General features: G+C 69.5%; 12 protein-coding genes. 3 read left to right on the top strand and 9 right to left on the bottom strand.

Annotated features, from left to right (window positions below; genetic code table 11):
• Positions 1-8: 8 nt before the first annotated feature.
• Entirely contained in the window at positions 9-2,054 is a 2,046-nt protein-coding gene (locus tag KUV67_01840; protein ID MBY6203609.1) for an elongation factor G, read from the bottom strand.
• 194 nt (positions 2,055-2,248) lie between these two features.
• On the opposite strand from KUV67_01840, the gene KUV67_01835 reads away from it, so the two are divergent.
• Both KUV67_01835 and coaE read left to right on the top strand, forming a co-directional pair.
• A complete protein-coding gene (locus KUV67_01835; protein ID MBY6203608.1) occupies positions 2,249-2,782 on the top strand; it encodes a glycine zipper 2TM domain-containing protein in 534 nt (177 codons plus the stop codon).
• Between the two features lie 87 nt (positions 2,783-2,869).
• Positions 2,870-3,493 carry a dephospho-CoA kinase gene (coaE, locus tag KUV67_01830; GenBank protein MBY6203607.1) on the top strand — a complete coding sequence of 208 codons (624 nt, stop codon included), beginning with the start codon at positions 2,870-2,872 and terminating at the stop codon, positions 3,491-3,493.
• A 272-nt stretch (positions 3,494-3,765) separates the two neighbouring features.
• Here coaE and KUV67_01825 read toward each other — a convergent pair whose 3' ends face one another.
• From KUV67_01825 to murJ, 6 genes are all read right to left on the bottom strand, one after another.
• The gene (locus KUV67_01825) at positions 3,766-4,620 is read right to left on the bottom strand and encodes an A24 family peptidase (GenBank protein ID MBY6203606.1); all 855 of its coding nucleotides are present in this window, start codon (positions 4,618-4,620) and stop codon (positions 3,766-3,768) included.
• A 122-nt stretch (positions 4,621-4,742) separates the two neighbouring features.
• Entirely contained in the window at positions 4,743-5,966 is a 1,224-nt protein-coding gene (locus KUV67_01820; GenBank protein ID MBY6203605.1) for a type II secretion system F family protein, read from the bottom strand.
• A 215-nt stretch (positions 5,967-6,181) separates the two neighbouring features.
• A complete protein-coding gene (gene lspA / locus KUV67_01815; GenBank protein ID MBY6203604.1) occupies positions 6,182-6,700 on the bottom strand; it encodes a signal peptidase II in 519 nt (172 codons plus the stop codon).
• A gap of 7 nt (positions 6,701-6,707) precedes the next feature.
• Positions 6,708-9,539 carry an isoleucine--tRNA ligase gene (ileS, locus tag KUV67_01810; protein ID MBY6203603.1) on the bottom strand — a complete coding sequence of 944 codons (2,832 nt, stop codon included), beginning with the start codon at positions 9,537-9,539 and terminating at the stop codon, positions 6,708-6,710.
• A gap of 77 nt (positions 9,540-9,616) precedes the next feature.
• Positions 9,617-10,546 (bottom strand): bifunctional riboflavin kinase/FAD synthetase, encoded by a 930-nt coding sequence (locus tag KUV67_01805; protein ID MBY6203602.1) that lies wholly within the window; start codon positions 10,544-10,546, stop codon positions 9,617-9,619.
• A 79-nt stretch (positions 10,547-10,625) separates the two neighbouring features.
• Entirely contained in the window at positions 10,626-12,188 is a 1,563-nt protein-coding gene (murJ, locus tag KUV67_01800; protein MBY6203601.1) for a murein biosynthesis integral membrane protein MurJ, read from the bottom strand.
• A 306-nt stretch (positions 12,189-12,494) separates the two neighbouring features.
• Here murJ and rpsT point away from each other — a divergent pair, with 306 nt between their 5' ends.
• On the top strand, positions 12,495-12,755 hold the full coding sequence (rpsT, locus tag KUV67_01795) for a 30S ribosomal protein S20 (protein ID MBY6203600.1): 261 nt from the start codon (positions 12,495-12,497) through the stop codon (positions 12,753-12,755).
• 11 nt (positions 12,756-12,766) lie between these two features.
• Here rpsT and KUV67_01790 read toward each other — a convergent pair whose 3' ends face one another.
• Positions 12,767-15,445 carry a serine/threonine-protein kinase gene (locus KUV67_01790; GenBank protein MBY6203599.1) on the bottom strand — a complete coding sequence of 893 codons (2,679 nt, stop codon included), beginning with the start codon at positions 15,443-15,445 and terminating at the stop codon, positions 12,767-12,769.
• On the bottom strand, positions 15,438-17,987 hold the full coding sequence (locus tag KUV67_01785; protein MBY6203598.1) for a serine/threonine-protein kinase: 2,550 nt from the start codon (positions 17,985-17,987) through the stop codon (positions 15,438-15,440). Before KUV67_01785 ends, KUV67_01790 begins: the two co-directional genes overlap by 8 nt.
• Between the last annotated feature and the right edge of the window lie 95 nt (positions 17,988-18,082).

The raw sequence follows: 18,082 nt of genomic DNA, 5'->3' as shown, positions 1-18,082 counted from the left end.
GCGACCGCTCAGTGCGCGCTGTCGTCGTCACGGGCCTCGAAGCCCTCGACCAGCGTCTGCTGGACATTGGGCGGCACGGCTTCGTAGTGGCTCAGCTCCACCACGAACCGCCCCTCGCCACCGGACATGCTCTTCAGCTCGGTCGGGAAGTCGCTGATCGATGAAAGCGGCACGGCCGCGTGGACCACGGTCTGCCCGCCGCGTTGCGCTTCCGTGCCCTGGATCCGGGCTCGCTTCGACGCCAGCAGTCCGGTCAGGTCGCCGAGCACCGAGTCCGGGACGCTGACGTCGAGCGTGACCACCGGCTCGAGTACCTGCGGACCGGCGGCGGCGATCGCTTCGCGGAACGCCTTCCGGCCCGCGATCACGAACGCCACTTCCTTCGAATCCACGCTGTGGTACTTGCCGTCGTGGACGGTCACTTCGATGTCCTGCATCGGATAGCCGGCGATCGCGCCCTCGTCCATGACCTGGCGCACTCCCTTCTCGACCGCGGGAATCAGTGCGGTCGGAATCGCGCCGCCGACGACTTCGCTCTGGAACCGGAACCCTTCGCCGCGGCCGAGCGGTCGGATGCGCAGGAAGACCTCGCCGAACTGGCCGGCGCCGCCGGTCTGCTTCTTGTGCCGGTAGTGGCCCTCGGCCGGCCGAGTGATCGTCTCGCGATAGGCGATCCGGGGCGGGCGGGTCTCGACTTCGACGCCGAAGCGCTTGTCCATCCGTTCCAGCAGGATGCGCAGGTGCATTTCGCCCAGTCCGCGGACCACGGTCTCGTTGAGTTCCTGGTGGTGCTCGACCTGGATGCAGGGGTCTTCCTCGGCGAGCCGGGCCAGCGCGGAGGCCAGCTTCTGCTCCTGGCCGCGGGTCTTCGGCTCGATCGCCAGGCCGTACATCGGCTGAGGGAAGTCCACGGGCTTCAGGTAGTAGTGGTCTTCGGCATGGTCGTCGTGGAGGATGGTGTCGTACTCGATCTCGTCGATGCGCGATACGGCACAGAGGTCGCCGGGGATGGCTTCGTCGATCTCGATGTGTTCGCTGCCGTGGATGCGGTAGAGGTGTGCGACCTTGACCGGCTTGCGGGCGTCGCCGAGGAGCAGGGCGTCGCCGGCGCGGATTCGACCCTGGAAGACCCGGAACACCGACAGCTTTCCGGCATACGGGTCGTTGATGATCTTGAACACATGCGCGATCGCGTGGGCGTCGGGATCCGGTTTCGCGGGCACCTTCTTCTCCTCGCTGCCGACCCGGAAGCGCGGCGGATTCCCCTCCAGCGGGCTGGGCAGCAGGCGGACGATGAAATCCAGCAGTTCCTCGATCCCCGCCCCGGTGCGCGCCGAGGTGAAGCAGATCGGCACCAGGTGGCCCTCGCGCAGCGCCAGCTCGAAGGCATCGTGCAATTCGTCCCGGCCGATGGTTTCGCCGTCGAGGTAGCGCGCCATCAGGCCTTCGTCGGCCTCGATGACCTGGTCACGAATCTCGTCGTGGGCAGCGGCCAGCGAGAAGATGTCCGTGTCGCCGGAATCGTGGAAGAAGCAGTCACGGACCGCGGCGCCGCCGTCGGCCGGCAGATTGACCGGAAGGCACTGCGGACCGAATTCCTCGCGCAGGTCGCGGATCACGGCCTCGAGATCCAGGTCCTCGGCGTCGATGCGGTTGACGATGATCATCCGGCACAGGCGACGCTGGCGGGCGCGCCGCATCAACCGGCGGGTCGACGACTCGACGCCGTTGCTTGCGTTGACCACGATTGCCGCCGTCTCCACGGCGCTCATCGCGGCCAGTGCCGGTCCGCGGAAGTCCGGGTCGCCCGGTGTGTCGATGACCTGGATCTCGTGATCGTCGTGCTCGATCCGGGCGAGCGCCGTGTCCAGCGAATGGCCGTACTGTTTTTCGAGGGGTTCGAAGTCCGAAAGCGTGTCGCCCTTCTCGACGGTGCCGGCTTCGCCCTTCGCGCCGGATGCGAGCAGCAGGCGTTCGAGCAGCGAGGTCTTGCCGGAGCCGGCGTGGCCGAGCAGGGCGAGCGTTCGGATGGCGGAACTGGACCGGCTGGACATGGCGACTCCCTGCGTGGCTGTAAACCGCATCGATGGACGGACGGTCATCGTACTCCGGTTGTCCGGAGCGCTCAAACCGCCTCCGGCACGGCGATTCATCGACGGTTCAAGGGGGATTCAGAGGGAGTTCAGTCGCGAAGGCGCAGACTGGCGCCGCGTCATCGAACCCGGCCCGAGGCCGAAGGAGCTCCATCGTGAACACCCGAATCGCTGGTTTGTCCGCCGCCCTGCTCGCGGCCGCCCTGGCCGCAGCGCCGGCCGACGCATCGCACCGGCATGGCGAGGTCGTGCGGGTCCGCGTGATCGATGTTCACCCCGTTTACGCGTACGAAGAGATTCCCGTCGAACGCGACGTCTGCCGGCAGGAACTCCGGCGCCGCGGGCCGAATCCCGCCGCCGGGGCCATCGCCGGTGCGCTCGTCGGCGGCGTCATCGGCGATCGAATGGGCAACCGCTTCGGCGACGGTCGCGGCCAGCGGGCGGTGACCGTGGCGGGCGCAGCCCTCGGCGCGGCCGTCGGCCACGAGGTCGGCCGCGACTTGGCTCGGCACCACGGCCGGGTGGTTCCGGTCCGCCGCTGCGACGTCGTCGTGCACTACGAGACCCGGGAAGTACTGGTCGGCTACGACGTCGCCTACCGCTACGGCGGTCGGGTCCGCCACGTCCGGATGGATCACGACCCCGGTCCCTCCATCGACGTCGAGGTCGACGTCCGCCCCCTGCGCTGAACCCGCGGCGGCCCGGGTGCCCGGGCCGCCCCTGCGCTCCGCGCGCGATTCGGGGACAATGAGCGGTTCCGGCCGAAGGAGCGAACCGTGTCCCGAGACGTCCCGCCCCGCGTGATCGCATTGACCGGCGGTATCGCCAGCGGCAAGACCGCCGTGTCCGACCGTTTCGCCGCGCTCGGCGTTCCGGTCGTCGACACGGACCTTCTCGCCCGCGATGTCGTCGCCCCGGGCACCCCGGGACTCGACGACGTGGTCGAGGCCTTCGGTGCCGAACTTCTCGATGAAACCGGTGCGCTGGATCGTCGCGCGCTTCGCGAACGCATCTTCGGCGATGCAGACGCCCGTCGCAGACTGGAATCGCTTCTGCACCCCCGGATCGTGCAGGCCGCCCGCCAGGCCATCGAACGTGCCGGATCCGACCCGCAGGTCCGCTACGTGGTCCTCGTCGTTCCGCTGCTCGTCGAGACCGGCCTGTTCGAGGATGCGGACCGGGTCCTGGTCGTCGATGTCCCCGAGACGCTGCAGCTCGAACGCCTGGCAGCGCGCGATGGGGTCGGCGTGGAGCAGGCCCGCGCAGCGGTGGCGGCCCAGGCCACCCGCGAACAGCGCCTGGCCGTCGCCGACGACGTGATCGACAACACGGGATCGCTGGACGCGCTGGACGAAGAAGTCGAGCGACTGGATCGACAGTACCGGGCGCTTGGAAAATGACCGGACGGCGGGCCCTGATGCTGCAAGGGGTAGGGCCTGCTTCAGGATTCAGGTTTCAGTGAGCGGTGAGCGGTGGGTACTGAGCGATCAGCAGGAACGATCGGCTGCGTGCCTCGGATTTCGGGTTTCAATCCGTGTTCATCTGCGTTCATCTGTGGATGAATGGCTTTTGAAGTGTTCGCCCTGGGACGTCGGTTTCCGGCCGGCTCCGGCCAACCAAAAGCGACGACCTGTGGTGCCACAAGGCTCCCTTTCCTGATCTCCGGTTCCGCTCAGAATGCCATCCAGAAATTCACCACGCGGTCGCCGAAGACCAGGACCAGCCAGCCGGCGGCGGCGAGAAACGGACCGAAGGCGATCGGGACTTCTCGGCCCATGCGACGGACCGCGATCAGGACCAGGCCGATGACGGCGCCGACCGCGGAGGCCAGGAGGATCACCGTGGGCAGCACCTGCCAGCCGAACCATGCGCCGATGGCGGCGAGCAGCTTGAAATCGCCGTAGCCCATGCCTTCCTTTCCTGTCGCCAGCCGGAAGAGGTGGAACACGGCCCACAGCACCAGGTAGCCGGCCGCGGCGCCGATCACGGCCGAACCGAGGTCGATGAACAGGCCATCGATATTCAGCAGAAGCCCGAGCCAGAGCAGGGGCAGGGTGATCTGGTCGGGCAACAGCTTGTGATCGAGGTCGATGCCGGAACCGGCGATCAGCGCCCAGGTGAACGCCAGGCCGGCCAGGCCGGCTGGAGTGGGGCCGAGCGCCGCGACCACGGCCACGGACAGCAGCCCGGTCAGCAGTTCGACGATCGGGTAGCGCGGCGAGATGCCCGCGCCGCAGTCGCGGCAGCGGCCGCGCAGGATCAGCCAGCTGATGACCGGGATGTTGTCGTAGGGCCGGATGCCGTGGCCGCAGGCCGGGCAGCGCGATCGGCCGGACGCGATCCCGGCGGGCGTGTCGTTCGCTTCCGCGTCCAGTTCGAGCAGTTCGCGACACTGGCAGCGCCATTCGTGGAACAGCCTGGACGGAAGACGCAGGATCACGACATTGAGAAAGCTCCCGACCAGCAGGCCGAGCGCGAGAGTCAGGCCGTACAGGGCGGCCGGGTGCAGGTCGGCGAGATAGGCCATTTGGAATTCCCCGAGTGGATCTTCGGAAGTCGGGTTCCCCCGTCTTCCGTTCGCGCCAGTGCGCCTTCACGCCGCGCGCAGGCCGCGCGACCTGCGAAAGCGTCCGGCGCGTCGCGCGCGGTCTACATCACCGCGGCCATCTGGAAGATCGGCAGGTACATCGCGACCACGATGCTTCCGACGATGCCGCCGACGAGCACGATGATGAAAGGTTCCAGGAGGCTGGACAGTGCATCGACCGTGTTGTTGACCTCTTCCTCGTAGAAGTTGGCGACCTTGAGCAGCATCTGGTCCAGCGAACCCGCTTCCTCGCCGATCGCGGTCATCTGGATGACCATCGGCGGGAACAGGCCGGTCTGCTGCATCGCGAGCTGCATCTGGTGGCCGGTCGCGACGTCGTCGCGGATCTGCAGCGTGGCGTCGGCATAGACGATGTTTCCGGTTGCGCCGGCGACGGTCTTCAATGCATCGACCAGCGGCACGCCGGCCGCGAAGGTCGTTGCCAGGGTGCGGGCGAAGCGCGAGAGCGCGGCTTTCTCGAGGACCGAGCCGATGATCGGAATCTTCAGGCTCGCCCGGTCGATGAAATGGGCGAAGCCACGGCTGCGCTTCTTCAGCGCGATGATGCCCGCGATACTGCCGCCGATGATGATCAGGTACAGCCAGCCCTGTTGCTGCATCGACTCCGAGAGGGTGACGATCAGCCGGGTGAACGCGGGCAGGTCGGCGCCGAAGCTGGCGAAGATGGATTCGAACTGCGGGATGACGAAGATCAGCAGGATCGCAGTCACGATGATGGCAACGGCAATCACCGCGGCGGGGTAGAACAGCGCCTTCTTGATCTTGCCCTTGATCGACTCGATGCGCTCCTTGTAGGTGGCGATGTCGTCGAGGACCTTGTCGAGCACCCCGGCGCCTTCGCCGGCGTTGACCAGGTTGATGTAGAGCTCGTCGAAGTAGACCGGGTGCTTGGCCAGCGCCTCGGCCAGCGTCGCGCCCGATTCGACGTCGACGCGGATCGTGCCGATCAGCTTCTGCAGCCGCGGGTTCTCGGCGGCGGCACCGATGATGCCGAAGGCCTGGACCAGCGGAATACCTGCATTGAGCATGGTGGCGAGCTGGCGCGTGAAGATCGCGATATCGCGCGAGGAGATCCGCTTTCCGGCGCCGCCGAACAGCGGTTTCGGCTTCTTGCGGATCCGCGAGGGCGTGATGCCCTGCTTGCGCAGTTCGGCACGGATCAGCGTCTGGTTTCTCGACTGACGTTCGCCCTTCAGGGTCTTGCCGCGCTTGTCCTTGCCTTCCCAGACAAAGGTCTCCAGCTCGTCGCGGGTGGTTGCTGCCATCAGACGTCTCCTCTCATCGCGGTCGACTTGTCCCCCGAACTTCCTATTTTCATGCACATACGCACGAATTACAACGTCTTTTCAAGATTGCGGCCCGGGCGCGGGGTCACGCATCGGGCTCAACGACGTGAACCGGGTCTGCAAATGCTCCACCGATCCGGTTCCGTCGAGACAACGGAAGCGGAGGTCGCCTGCGCCGGGACGCGGTCCGCGGCTCATTCCGCAGCCGGTGCCGGCGTCCCGCGCGGCGGTAGCAGGCTCTCGATCAGCATCAGCGCGATGCCGATGACGATCGCGGAGTCGGCGATATTGAACGCCGGCCAGTGCCAACCGCCGTAGTGGACATCGATGAAGTCGACCACGTAGCCGAGGCGCACACGATCGACCAGGTTTCCGATCGCCCCGCCCAGCAGCAGCATCAGCGCGGCCGGGAGCGCCCGGCCCTGGAGCGGAATGCGCCACAACCAGACCAGCAGGAACAGCGAGATTCCCGACGCCACGACAATGAAGAAGATGCGCTGCCAGCCGTCGCCGTCGGCCAGGAAACTGAAGGCCGCACCGGTGTTGTGGGCCAGCGTCAGGTTCAGCCAGCCGGTGATCTCGACCGGGCGATACAGCTCGAGGTTGGCCGTGGCCAGTGCCTTGGTCCAGAGGTCGAGGACAGCGATCAGCACGGCCAGGAGCAGCCACGCGGCGTAGCGCGGCAGCGTCATTCTGGGATGCGTGGTATCCATGGCCCGCTCAGCCCCAGCGCCGGTGCTCGCCGTCGCCGGCCACGTTCTCGACGCAGCGACCGCAGAGTTCCGGGTGGTTCTCGTCGGAGCCGACGTCCGGGCGCAGGTGCCAGCACCGGGTGCACTTCGCCGCCTCGCTGGGGCGCACCGCGACGCGGAGCGCGCTGCCGGCGACCGTCGCGGTCTCGTCCGCATTCTCCACCGGGCCGAGTTCGACCTCGGCGGTCAGCAGCAGGAATCGCAACTCCTCTCCGATCGCCTCGAGGTCCTCGGCCAGGGCGCCGTCGGCGTCCAGCCGCACGACCGCGGCCAGCGACGAGCCGATGACCTTGTCCCGACGAAGCGATTCGAGGCGCGGGCCGACCACGTCGCGCACCGCGCGTACGCGCTCCAGTCGCTCGCGCGTCGCTTCGTCCATCGTGGCGAGACCGTCGTACCAGGTCGCCAGCATTACCGTGTCGCGCGGCGGCGCATCGGCCGGTCGCGGCATGGCTTGCCAGATTTCCTCGGCGGTGAAGCTGCAGACCGGCGCCAGCCATCGCGTCAGCGCTTCGAGGACGTGCAACATGGCGGTCTGGGCCGAACGCCGTGCCGTGTGCTTGCGCGGCAGCGTATAGAGCCGGTCCTTGATCACATCGAGGTAGAACGCGCCCATGTCGATCGAGCAGAAGTGGTGGACGCGCTGGTACACCTGCCAGAATCGATAGTCGCGGTAGGCATCGGTCACGTCCTGCTGCAAGCGAGCGGCCAGGTCCACCGCATAGCGGTCCAGGGGCAGCAGCTCGTCGATGGGCAGCGCATCGGCCTCGGGATCGAAGCCGTCCAGGTTGCCGAGCAGGAAGCGGGCGGTGTTGCGGATCCGCCGATAGGCGTCGGCAACCCGCTTGAGGATTTCGTCGGAGACGCTCATTTCCTGGCGGTAGTCGGCGGCGGCCACCCACAGCCGCAGGATGTCGGCGCCCAGCGTGTTCATCACGGTCTGCGGGGCCACGACGTTGCCCTGTGATTTCGACATCTTCCTTCCGTCCGCGTCCACCGTGAATCCGTGGGTCAGGACGGCGCGATAGGGCGCTTCGCCGTGCATCGCGACCGACGTCAGCAGCGAGGACTGGAACCAGCCGCGGTGCTGGTCGGACCCCTCGAGGTACAGGTCGGCCGGGCGATCGAGTTCGTCGCGCTGGTCGAGCACGCAATGGTGGGTCACGCCGGAGTCGAACCACACGTCGAGGATGTCGGGCACGGTCTCGTAGCGTTCACCGTCGACGCCCAGCCGGTCGGCGATGTCGTCCTCGTACCAACCGTCGACGCCTTCGGCCTCGACCAGGTCGGCGAATCGGGCCAGGATCGCGGCGGAATCCGGGTGCGGTTCCTGGGTTTCCCGGTCGATGAACAGTCCCAGCGGAACGCCCCAGGTGCGCTGGCGCGAGATGCACCAGTCCGGTCGGTTCTCGATCATGCCGTGAATCCGAGCGCGCCCCCAGTCGGGAACCCACTGCACGCCCTCGATCGCGGCCAGCGCGTCGCGTCGCAGGTGCTGCTGGTCCATCGAGATGAACCACTGCGGCGTGGTCCGGAACGCGGTGGGCGTCTTGTGTCGCCAGCAGTGCGGGTAGCTGTGCCCGAAGGGTTCGACCTTGAGCAGGGCGCCACGGGCCGTGAGCAGTTCGACCAGCGCATCGTTGGCCTTCCACACGTGCTCGCCGCCGACGTGCGGAGTGTCGGCCACGAAAAGGCCGCGGGCGTCGACCGGATTGACCACCGGAAGGTCGTAGCGGCGGCCGATGTCGAAATCTTCCTGGCCGTGGCCCGGTGCCGTGTGCACCGCGCCGGTTCCGGTTTCGGTCGTGACGTGATCACCGAGGATCACCGGGACGTCGTACTCGTTGAACGGATGCTGCAGCCGCAGATGCTCCAGCCGCGCGCCGCGGGTCGTGGCCAGCACCTTCGCTTCGCCCAGGCCGATGCGATCGACGACCGCGTCGCGCAGGTCCGACGCCAGCACCAGGCGAACCGTGCGGCCGTCGCCGAGACGGCCTTCGACCAGCGCGTATTCGAGCTCGGCGTTCAGGGCAACGGCCTGGTTGGCCGGGAGGGTCCACGGCGTGGTGGTCCAGATCACCACACCGCAGGAAGCGCCCGCCAGTGCATCCGGGGCGAGGCCGAACGCCTCGGCCAGCCGCTCGGCCGCGAGCGCTTCGAACAGGACATCGACCGCGGTCGACGTCTTGTCCTGGTACTCGATCTCGGCCTCGGCCAGCGCCGAGCCGCAGTCGAAGCACCAGTGCACCGGCTTGACGCCCCGCTTCAGGTGGCCGCGTTCGACGATTTTCGCCAACGCGCGCAGCATGTCGGCCTCGAAGCGGAAGTCGCGGCTGGCGTAGGGGCGGTCCCAGTCGCCCAGCCCGCCCAGGCGCTTGAAGTCCTCGCGCTGGCGCTCGATCTGCCGATCGGCGTACTCGCGGCACTTCTGGCGGAACGATCGCGCGTCGATCTTCTGGCCGACCTTGCCGGCCTTCTTCTCGACCTGCAGTTCGATCGGCAGGCCGTGGCAGTCCCAGCCCGGCACGTAGGGCGCGCGATAGCCCGACAACAGCGCCGATCGGACCACGAAGTCCTTCAGGATCTTGTTGACCGCGTGGCCGATGTGGATGTCGCCGTTGGCGTAGGGCGGGCCGTCGTGCAGGACGAAGGTCCGTTCCCGGTCGGCCGTCTCGCGCTGGATGTGCCCGTAGAGGTCGCGGGCGTACCAGTCGGCCAGCATCTGCGGCTCGCGGCTGGCCAGCGAGGCCTTCATCGGGAAGTCGGTCTTCGGCAGGTTGATCGTGTCTTTGTAATCCATGGTCTCGCAGGAGTTCGGGCGGCGGGCCGGGCTCGGCTTCGTATTGTCGCCGCTATTGTCGCCGGTTTTGCGACCCGTCAGGGCGGCGCGCCGAGGGCGCGGCGGGCCTGTTCGGCGTCGACGTGCATCCGTGCGGTCATCGCGGCCAGGTCGTCGAAGGGCAGTTCGGGGCGGATCCGCTCGACGAACTCGACCAGCAGGTGTTTGCCGTACAGGTCGCCGTCGAAATCGAACAGGTGGACCTCCAGCAGCCAGTCGCGCCCGCCGACCACGGGCCGCTGGCCGAGGCTGGCCACGGCCGGGTGGGCCGCGAGGCCGGCCCCGTGGACCCGGACCGCGCACACGCCGCTCAGGGCCGGCGGTTCGGCGACGCGGAGATTGGCCGTGGGAAAGCCCAGCGTCCGACCGATCTCGTTGCCGTGGATCACCCGACCCGAGATTCCGTAGGGCCGCCCGAGCAGGCGCTCGGCAGTGACCAACTCGCCGGCGGCCAGGGCCTCGCGCAACCACGTGGAGGAAATCCGCCGGTCGGTCCGCGGGTCGACCACCGCCGCGACCGTCTCGACCTCGAAGCCGAAGCGCCGGCCGAAGGTCCGCAGCGCGTCGACATCGCCGGCCGCCTTGTGGCCGAAGCGGAAATCCTCGCCGACCACTACCCGCCCGGCGCGCAGGCCATCGGCCACGATCTCCTCCGCGAAGGCCTCGGGCGAAAGCGACGAGAACGCGGCGTCGAAGCGCAGCGGCGCGATCAGTTCGAGCCCGAGATCGCGTCCGACGCGGAGTCGATCGCGCAGCTTCATCACCCGGGGGACGGGCCGGTCGGGTGCGAAGAAGGTGCGCGGCAGGGGCTCGAAGCACATCAGGCCGGGCCGCAGATCGGGACCGGCGGCGATCACGCGTTCGATCAGCGCCCGATGGCCGAGATGCAGGCCGTCGAAGTTGCCGATCGCAAGGGCGGTCGCGCGCGGGTCGTCGTCGGCCAGCGGAGGGCGTCGAAGCAGCAGCATCCGGCGAGTGTAGCGGCGGCGCGTCGCTCGGGGGTGGCCTCGCGTCGATCCTCTGCGCCGGCGGCCCCGGCGCGGCGGATCAGCCGGGGTCCGGCCGGACGAGTTGACGAGGCCGCAGCCCGAAGGCCAGCAGGACCGCTGCATAGACCGCGGCCCCGCCGCCGACCGCAAGAACCAGCCAGACGATGCGCTGGCTCAGGCCGGCCTCGATCCAGGCCGCGGGGGCTGGAACCATCAGCGTCAGCGCCAGACCCATCAGTGCGACGCCGCAGACGGCGGCGAGGACGATCCGGTGACCGACGCGCGGGCGAAGGTGCTGACCGGCGAGGTGGCGCCACAGGAGCCACGCGTTGAGCCAGGCGGCGGTGCCCGAGGCCAGCGCCAGGCCCGCGTGGGCCCCGGGCTGCGCCGCGAGCGTCGCGAACAGGCCGGCGCCGAAGTCGCCGCCGGTCTGCCAGGCGACGATCGCCAGGACGAACACGAGGTTCAGGGCCATGTTGACCACCAGCGCGATGATGCCGATCTTGACCGGCGTCGCCGTGTCCTGGCGCGAATAGAAGGCCGGGGCCAGGATCTTGACGCCGATGAACGCCGGCAGGCCGATGCAGTACGCCAGCAGGGCCAGCGCGGTCATCCGGACGTCCATGGCGCTGAACTCGCCGTACTGGAAGAGGGTGGTCGCGATCGGCGCGGCGAGCAGGGCGAGACCCACGGCCGCCGGCAGCGCGATCAGGACGCCCCAGCGCACGGCCCAGGCAAGCGTCCCCCGGAACGCGTCGACGCTGTTCCTGCTGTGTTGCGACGACAGGGTCGGCAGGATCACCACAGACAGCGCGGCGCCGAGCAGGCCCAGGGGAAAGGCCATCAGGCGGTCGCCGAAGTACAGCCAGCTGATGCTGGCCTCGAACAGCAGCGAGGCGATCACGATGTCGAGCATCAGGTTGATCTGGGCGACGGAGGAGCCGAACAGCGTGGGCAGCATCAGCCGGAGGATGCGCTGGACGCCGGGGTGGGCGAAGCGCGGAACGGGCCGGGGCAGGACGCCGTGGCGGGCCAGCGCCGGCAGCTGGATCGCCAGCTGGAGGACGCCGGCCGCGAACACGCCCCAGGCCAGAGCGGTGACGGGCTCTTCGAAGTGCTCGGCGAACAGCAACGCCGCCGCGATCAGGCTGACGTTGAGAAGCGCCGGCGTGACGGCGGGCAGGGCGAAGCGACCGAGCGTGTTGAGAATGCCTCCGGCCAGGGCGGTCAGCGCGATCAGCGGCAGATAGGGAAAGGTGATGCGCAGGAGATCGCTGGTCAGTGCCAGCTGCTCGGGTTGGTCGGCGAAACCCGGCGAGATCAACCGGATGACCAGCGGTGCGGCCAGCATGCCCGCGGCGGTCAGGACCAGCAGCACGGCCAGCAGGCTGCCGGCCGCGGCGTCGATCAGCGCCCGGGTCCGCTCGTGGTCCCCGCGTTCGCGGTACTCGGCGAGCACCGGAACGAAGGCCAGGGAAAACGAGCCCTCGGCGAACAGGCGCCGGAGGAAGTTGGGGATCTTGAAGGCGACGAAGAACGCGTCCGTGGCCGCCGATGCGCCGAAGGTCCGGGCAAGCACCGTGTCGCGCACCAGGCCGAGGACCCGGGAGATCAAGGTCATGCCGCTGAACGAGGCGGCCGAGCGGGCCAGGCTCACGATCGATTCCGAGCGGTGCGGCCATTGACAGGCGGGCGTTTCAGGGCGATACTATGCGGCTTGATTTTTGTCATTTTTTTGATCGTTCTCGTTCGTTTCGGCTGAATCCGGTTCCGGGCGACTCGATAGGGGCGAACGCGCCTGTCAGGTTCAAGCTCCGGAATTCCCATGGGCCACCTGCCATGGAGCGGGCATCGAGCCGTCGGACGTCAACGATCGACCGAGATTCATCAATCGAACAACCGGAATTCGCGAGATTAGGAGCAGTTCGTGGCCAATAGTGCATCAGCGCGCAAGCGCGTCCGCCAGTCGGAGCGGAATCGTCAGAACAACGCGGCCCAGCGGTCGTACGTTCGTACCATGATCAAGAAGGTCGTCAACGCGGTCAAGGCCGGCGACAAGGCCGCAGCCGAAGCCGCGTACAAGGCGGCGGTTCCCGCCATCGACAAGTCCGTGTCCAAGGGCATCATGCCGGCCAACAAGGCCGCGCGGCACAAGTCGCGCCTCAACGCGCACATCCGCGCGCTCTGACGCCGGCCCGGTCAGGGGCGTCTTGCCGCTGACCCGAGCAATCCGATCCTGAGACGCTCGGTTCGACCATGGGTCGGGCCGAGCGTTCGTGCGACCGTATCCAGGTCGCGCAACAGGGCCTGCGTCGCCGGCCGGTTCTCGGCCACCGCGCGCAGCAGGCGGGCCTCGGCGCCACGCCATTCGCTGACTTCCACCTCCTCGACATAGATTCGCTCGCATTCGGCGGCCGCTTCGCCGGCGCCGTCGAGGCCGCGTTCGATGCGCAGTGCCGCCTCGTGGCATCGTGCCTCGGCCCGGAAGCGTGCGGTGCTCGCTCCGCCTCGCTCGAGGGCCTGGAGGGCGCGGTCCAGCGCTTCCAGTCCGCCCGCTTCGCCGGCGACGGCATCGGTCAGTGCCTGGTCCATCCGCGCGATGGAGGTGAACAGGTGGTCCGGGCCGACCTGGTCGGCGAAGCGTTCCACCACGCGGCCGATCTCTTCCCGGGCGCGCGCGAAGCGGCCCGCTTCCCGGTCCAACCGCGCACGGGCCTGCAAGCCGCGCGTGTAGCTGACGCTGTCGCGGCCCTCGAAGCGTTCGATCATGGCCAGGCCCTCGGCGATGTGCCGCTCGCCTTCGTCGATCCGGCCGGTCAGGACCAGGAGGCTGCCGAGGTTCAGGTGCATGGCGGCCAGCGCGCCCGAATCGCCGTAGCGCTCGATGCGCCGGCGCAGCGTTTCGCGATACAGCGCCTCGGCGTCGGCGAGGTCTCCGCGCTGATGGCGCAGGCCGGCCAGGTTGCCCATCACCGTCAACGCGCCGGGGCTGTCGGCGCGGTCGAGGCCGCGCCAGTTGGCCAGTGACCGCTCCAGGTAGGGCAGCGCGTCGGCATTGCGGCCCAGGTAGATCAGCGTCGTGCCGAGGTTGTTGGCGGTGGTTGCGCGCAGCCGGGACGGGCCGGGGAGGGTTCGCGCCAGACGATGGGCTTCCCGCAGCGCATCGATCGCCGCGTCCCAGCGCCCCAGGCCGCGCAGCGCCTGGCCCCGGATCTGCAGCGTGTCGGCGACATAGGCCACGCTGGACGAGCTCGAGTGTGCGCGCAGGCGATCCAGGGCCTGGTCCGCCAATGCCAGCGCTTCCTCCGATCGCCCCTGGCGCAGGCGGATCTGGGCCAGGTCCGCCTCGACGAACGCGGTGACGCGGTCGGTTTCTGCGCCGCCGTCGGCCAGGACCGCTTCGAGCAGGGGCTCGGCGGCTTCGAAGTCGTCCAGCGCGATGTAGATCTCGCCCAGGAACGCCTGCATCGCCGCGCGCGTTTCGGCGTCCCCGGCATAGAGTCGTTGGGCCAGGGCGGCGGAGTCGGCGAGCAGGCCGCGCGGGTTGTCGCCGGTCGCGCCGCGCATGCCGTTGCCGATGGGGCCGGGACCGTCGTCGGGTCGATCCTCCGCCTGCCGTCCCGCTTCCCGAAACAGCAGCACCATCTGCTCGCGCAACAGGGCGAGCCGCTCGGCCTCGTACAGCGCCGCGTCGCGCTGTTCCCGGACCTGTTCGGACTGCCAGGCCAGACCCAGCGACGCGATCACGACGCTCGCAGCGGTCAGGCCGAGCAGCGCCGCGGCCAGCCGGTGGCGACGGGACCACAGCCAGAAGCGGGCCAGGGCGCCCGTGCGCCTGGCGCGGACCGGGCGGTTCTCGAGCAGGGCGAGCAGGTCGTCGGTGAACTCGGGCACCGAACGGTACCGTTCGGCGGGATCGGCGCGCATCGCCCGGTCGAGGATCGCCTGCAGTGCCCCGGGTCTCGGGGCCGGCAGCTCGCTCCGGGCGGGAGGTGCGTCGGCCCGGCCCGGTCGGCCCGTCAGCAGCCAGCGCAGCAGTGCGCCGAGGGCGTAGAGATCGGACTGGGTGGAGGCGGGCTCGCCGGCCAGCTGCTCCGGCGCCGAGAACGCCGGGGTGAGCGCCGCCAGGCCGCCATGCTCGACGTCGTCGGTGACCAGGCGCGCGACCCCGAAGTCGAGCAGCCGCATCCGGCCATCGGCGGTCATCCGGACGTTGGCCGGCTTGATGTCGCCGTGGACGACTCGCCGCTGGTGGGCGTGGGCCACGGCGCTGCTCAGGTCGGCGAAGCGGCGCAGCGTTTCCATGGGATCGGCGAGCAGTTCGTCGCGGCAGTCGGTCAGGTCGCGGCCTTCGATCCACTCCATGACCAGGTAGCCCTGGCCGTCGTCGAGCGTGCCGCCGTCGATCAGGCGAGCGATGCCGGGGTGATCGAGCCGTGCGAGGAGTTGGCGCTCGACGGCGAGGCGCTCGGCGAGACGCCGGTTGGTCGAGGTGCGGATGAACTTGATCGCGGCCTGCATCTCGAAGGCGCCGTCGGCGCGCTCGGCCCGGTAGACCTGGCCCATGCCGCCGCGACCGACCGTCTCGAGCAATCGCCAGTCGCCGACGCGTGTCCCTCCGGCCATCGGCTCGTCGCAGGCATCGAGCGACGCCAGTGCGGCGGCGCCGACGCGGCCGAACGCGGTCATGAATTCATCGTCGTCCGGGTCGGCCGCAGCGGCCAGGCGGGCGAGATGGGCGTGCAGGCGGGGGTGACTGTGCGCGAGCCGGTCCAGTCGACTCCGGCGCGCACTGTCGCCGAGGTCGAGCAGTTCGTCGAACAGCCGGTCAAGCAGGCGACGGCGAGCCGGAGTCAGACGCGCGGGAGGTTCAGCCATCGGATTCCGCGTCGTCGAGGTCGGCAAGCAGTGCCCGGGTGCGTGCGGCCTCCGGGTGGTCGTCCCGGCCGTGGACTTCGGCGAAGGTGGCCAGCGCTCGTCGGGCCCATTCGCGTGCCGACTCGATGTCGCCACGGGCGCGGGCGAGGCGGGCCAGGCCTTCCTGCGAATTGGCCACCTCGGAGTGGATGTCGCCGAGCAGCTCCCGGCGCATCGCGTAGGCGGCGTCCAGGCGCGCTTCGGCCTCGTCCGGACGGCCCATCTCCAGCGCCAGGATGCCGAGGTTGTGCAGCGTCGAGGCCACGGCGTAATGCGATTCGCCGAACCGGGTCCGGGCGATCGCCAGGACCTCCTGCAGCACCTCCCGGGCTTCGGCCAGGCGGCCCTGGTCGCGCATCACGAAGGTCATCGCGTTCAGGCTGGCGCCGATGTCGGGGTGCATCGGGTCGAGCACCTCGCGCCGGATCGCCAGGGCCTCGGACCAGTACGGTTCGGCCGCGTAGAGATCGCCCTGCCGCCACTTGAGGATGCCGATCGAGTGGAGCAGCCACGCCGTGCGCGGGTGGCGATCTCCGTAGATGGTCCGGTAGCGGTCGAGCACGCGGAGGTAGGTTTCTTCCGCGGCGTCGAGTTCGCCCATCGACATCTGCGAATCGGCGACGCGATAGAGCGCATCGGCCGTATCCGGGTGTTCTTCGCCGAGCAGCTCCAGGCGCATCGTCCAGGCCTGCTGGAAATGATCGCGCGCCTGCTGGAGCTGGTCGCGGATCGCGAACACGGAGCCGAGATTGAGCAGCACCAGGGCTTCGCCTTCGCCGCCCGCGTCGATCGTCCGGTGGATGGACAGGGCCTCTTCGTAGTAAGCCTGGCTGGCGGCGAAGTCGCCCTCGGCGTAGGCGATGTTGCCCAGGTTGTTGAGCGTGTCGGCGCGCTCCGGCCCCGGCCCCGGCGGCAGGAGCTCGAGGGCCTCTTCGGTCCGTTCGCGCGCCTCGGGATAGCGGCCGGCCGCGCTCAGCAGGTCGCCGAGGCGAACGCGAAGTTCGGCGCGCTGGACCGCCGTGGCGCCCGGGGTGGCGTCGGCCAGTGCCAGCGCGCGGCGCAGCAGGGGCTCGGCGGCCTCGTAGTCTCCCAGGGCCCGGTGCACCCGCCCCAGCGTGCCGAGGACCCGGGTCTGCACGCGTGGCTGGGCGTCCAGTTCGTCGATCCGCTCCGTGCCGAGCGCGACGAGCTCGCGCGCGGTGAGTTCGCGGCCGCGGGCCCGTTCGGGATCGGCCTGTTCGAACAGGCCGACCAGGAAGTCCGTGACGCGCTCGGCGGTGGCGGCCTCGACCTCGGCACGGTCGCGCTGCTCGATCGCGATCCGTCCCTGCCAGGCGATGCCGGCGACGCCGGCGATCATCAGCAACAGGCACAACCCCGCCAGCGTGACGCCGGCCCGGTTGCGCCGGACGAAGCGGGCCATCACGTAGCCCCGCTTCGCCGGCATCGCGCTCAGGGGACGGAACGTTCGGAATGCCTCGAGATCCCGCAGCAAACCGTTCACCCCGTCGTAGCGCGCGTCCGGGTCATCGGCGGTGGCGGTCGCGACCAGGGCGGCCAGCTCCCGCCCCCGCGGATGGACGGCCCGCAGCCGATCCTGGCGGACGTCGGCGTCGTCCTCGGCCGGGGTGCGGCGGGTCAGCAGCCAGTAGAGCAGGGCGCCCAATGCGAAGACGTCGGCCTGGGGCGTGGCCGGTTCGCCCCGCTTCTGCTCCGGCGCGGCGAAGGCCGGGGTCAGCGCGGCCAGGCCGTCGTCGGCGTCGTCGCCGAGCAGGCGCGCGACACCGAAGTCGAGCAGCCGGGCGCGGCCGTCGCTTGCCACGCGCACGTTCGACGGCTTGATGTCGCCGTGGACGATCCGGCGGCGATGGGCCTGGGCCACGGCATCGGCCAGCTCGGCAAAGGTCTTCAGCCGTTCGCGGATCCCGGGCTGCGTACCGATCCAGTCGCCGAGATCGGCGCCGTCGATCCATTCCATCGCCAGCCAGGCCCAGCCCTCGTCGGTCACGCCGCCGTCGATCAGCCGGGCGACGTTCGGGTGGTCCAGGCGGGCCAGAAGGCGACGCTCGATCTCGAGCTGCCGGACCAGGGCCGGCTCGAGCCGGCGGATCAGTTTCAGCGCGACCTGCATCTCGAACGCACCATCGGCGCGCTCGGCCCGGTAGACCAGGCCCATACCGCCGGCGCCGGCGGGTTCGAGCAGGCGCCAGCCGCCGATCCGGGTACCGATCGGCAGGCTGCATTCGGGGGCGTCGTCGGGGAGCGCGCTTCCGCGCATCCGCTCGAACAGGGTCTGGAGATAGTCGGTCGGCGCGGTCGAGGCTTCGACCAGCCGGACGACGTGGGCGTGGATGCGGGGGCAGCGCCGGCCAAGGGCCTCGAGGCGCTCGGTGCGAGCCGTCGGATCGAGGTCGAGCAAGCTGTCGAGCAGCGCGTCGATGCGCTTCCGACGCTTGGGCGTGAGCCGTCCCCGTCGCGTGGGTTGTTGCGGAGTCGGAGGCATCGAGTCCCGGTCCAGTGCACGTCGCCCGACGGCCGGGGCCGACCGTCGGGCGTGAGTATAGCAGCGGTCCCCGGGTCGCCTCGGCGTCCACCGCA

The organism is Halomonas denitrificans (genome assembly GCA_019800895.1).
GTDB lineage: Bacteria > Pseudomonadota > Gammaproteobacteria > Xanthomonadales > Wenzhouxiangellaceae.
This window is presented reverse-complemented; position numbering and strand designations above follow the sequence as displayed.

Bases quoted from the DNA above. Each gene is read 5' to 3' on its own strand.
- KUV67_01840 (MBY6203609.1), bottom strand. From the start codon at position 2,054: ATGTCCAGCCGGTCCAGTTCCGCCATCCGAACGCTCGCCCTGCTCGGC.
- KUV67_01820 (MBY6203605.1), bottom strand. From the start codon at position 5,966: ATGGCAGCAACCACCCGCGACGAGCTGGAGACCTTTGTCTGGGAAGGC.
- KUV67_01790 (MBY6203599.1), bottom strand. From the start codon at position 15,445: ATGGCTGAACCTCCCGCGCGTCTGACTCCGGCTCGCCGTCGCCTGCTT.
- KUV67_01805 (MBY6203602.1), bottom strand. From the start codon at position 10,546: ATGCTGCTGCTTCGACGCCCTCCGCTGGCCGACGACGACCCGCGCGCG.
- murJ (MBY6203601.1), bottom strand. From the start codon at position 12,188: ATGACCTTGATCTCCCGGGTCCTCGGCCTGGTGCGCGACACGGTGCTT.
- lspA (MBY6203604.1), bottom strand. From the start codon at position 6,700: ATGGATACCACGCATCCCAGAATGACGCTGCCGCGCTACGCCGCGTGG.
- KUV67_01825 (MBY6203606.1), bottom strand. From the start codon at position 4,620: ATGGCCTATCTCGCCGACCTGCACCCGGCCGCCCTGTACGGCCTGACT.
- ileS (MBY6203603.1), bottom strand. From the start codon at position 9,539: ATGGATTACAAAGACACGATCAACCTGCCGAAGACCGACTTCCCGATG.
- KUV67_01785 (MBY6203598.1), bottom strand. From the start codon at position 17,987: ATGCCTCCGACTCCGCAACAACCCACGCGACGGGGACGGCTCACGCCC.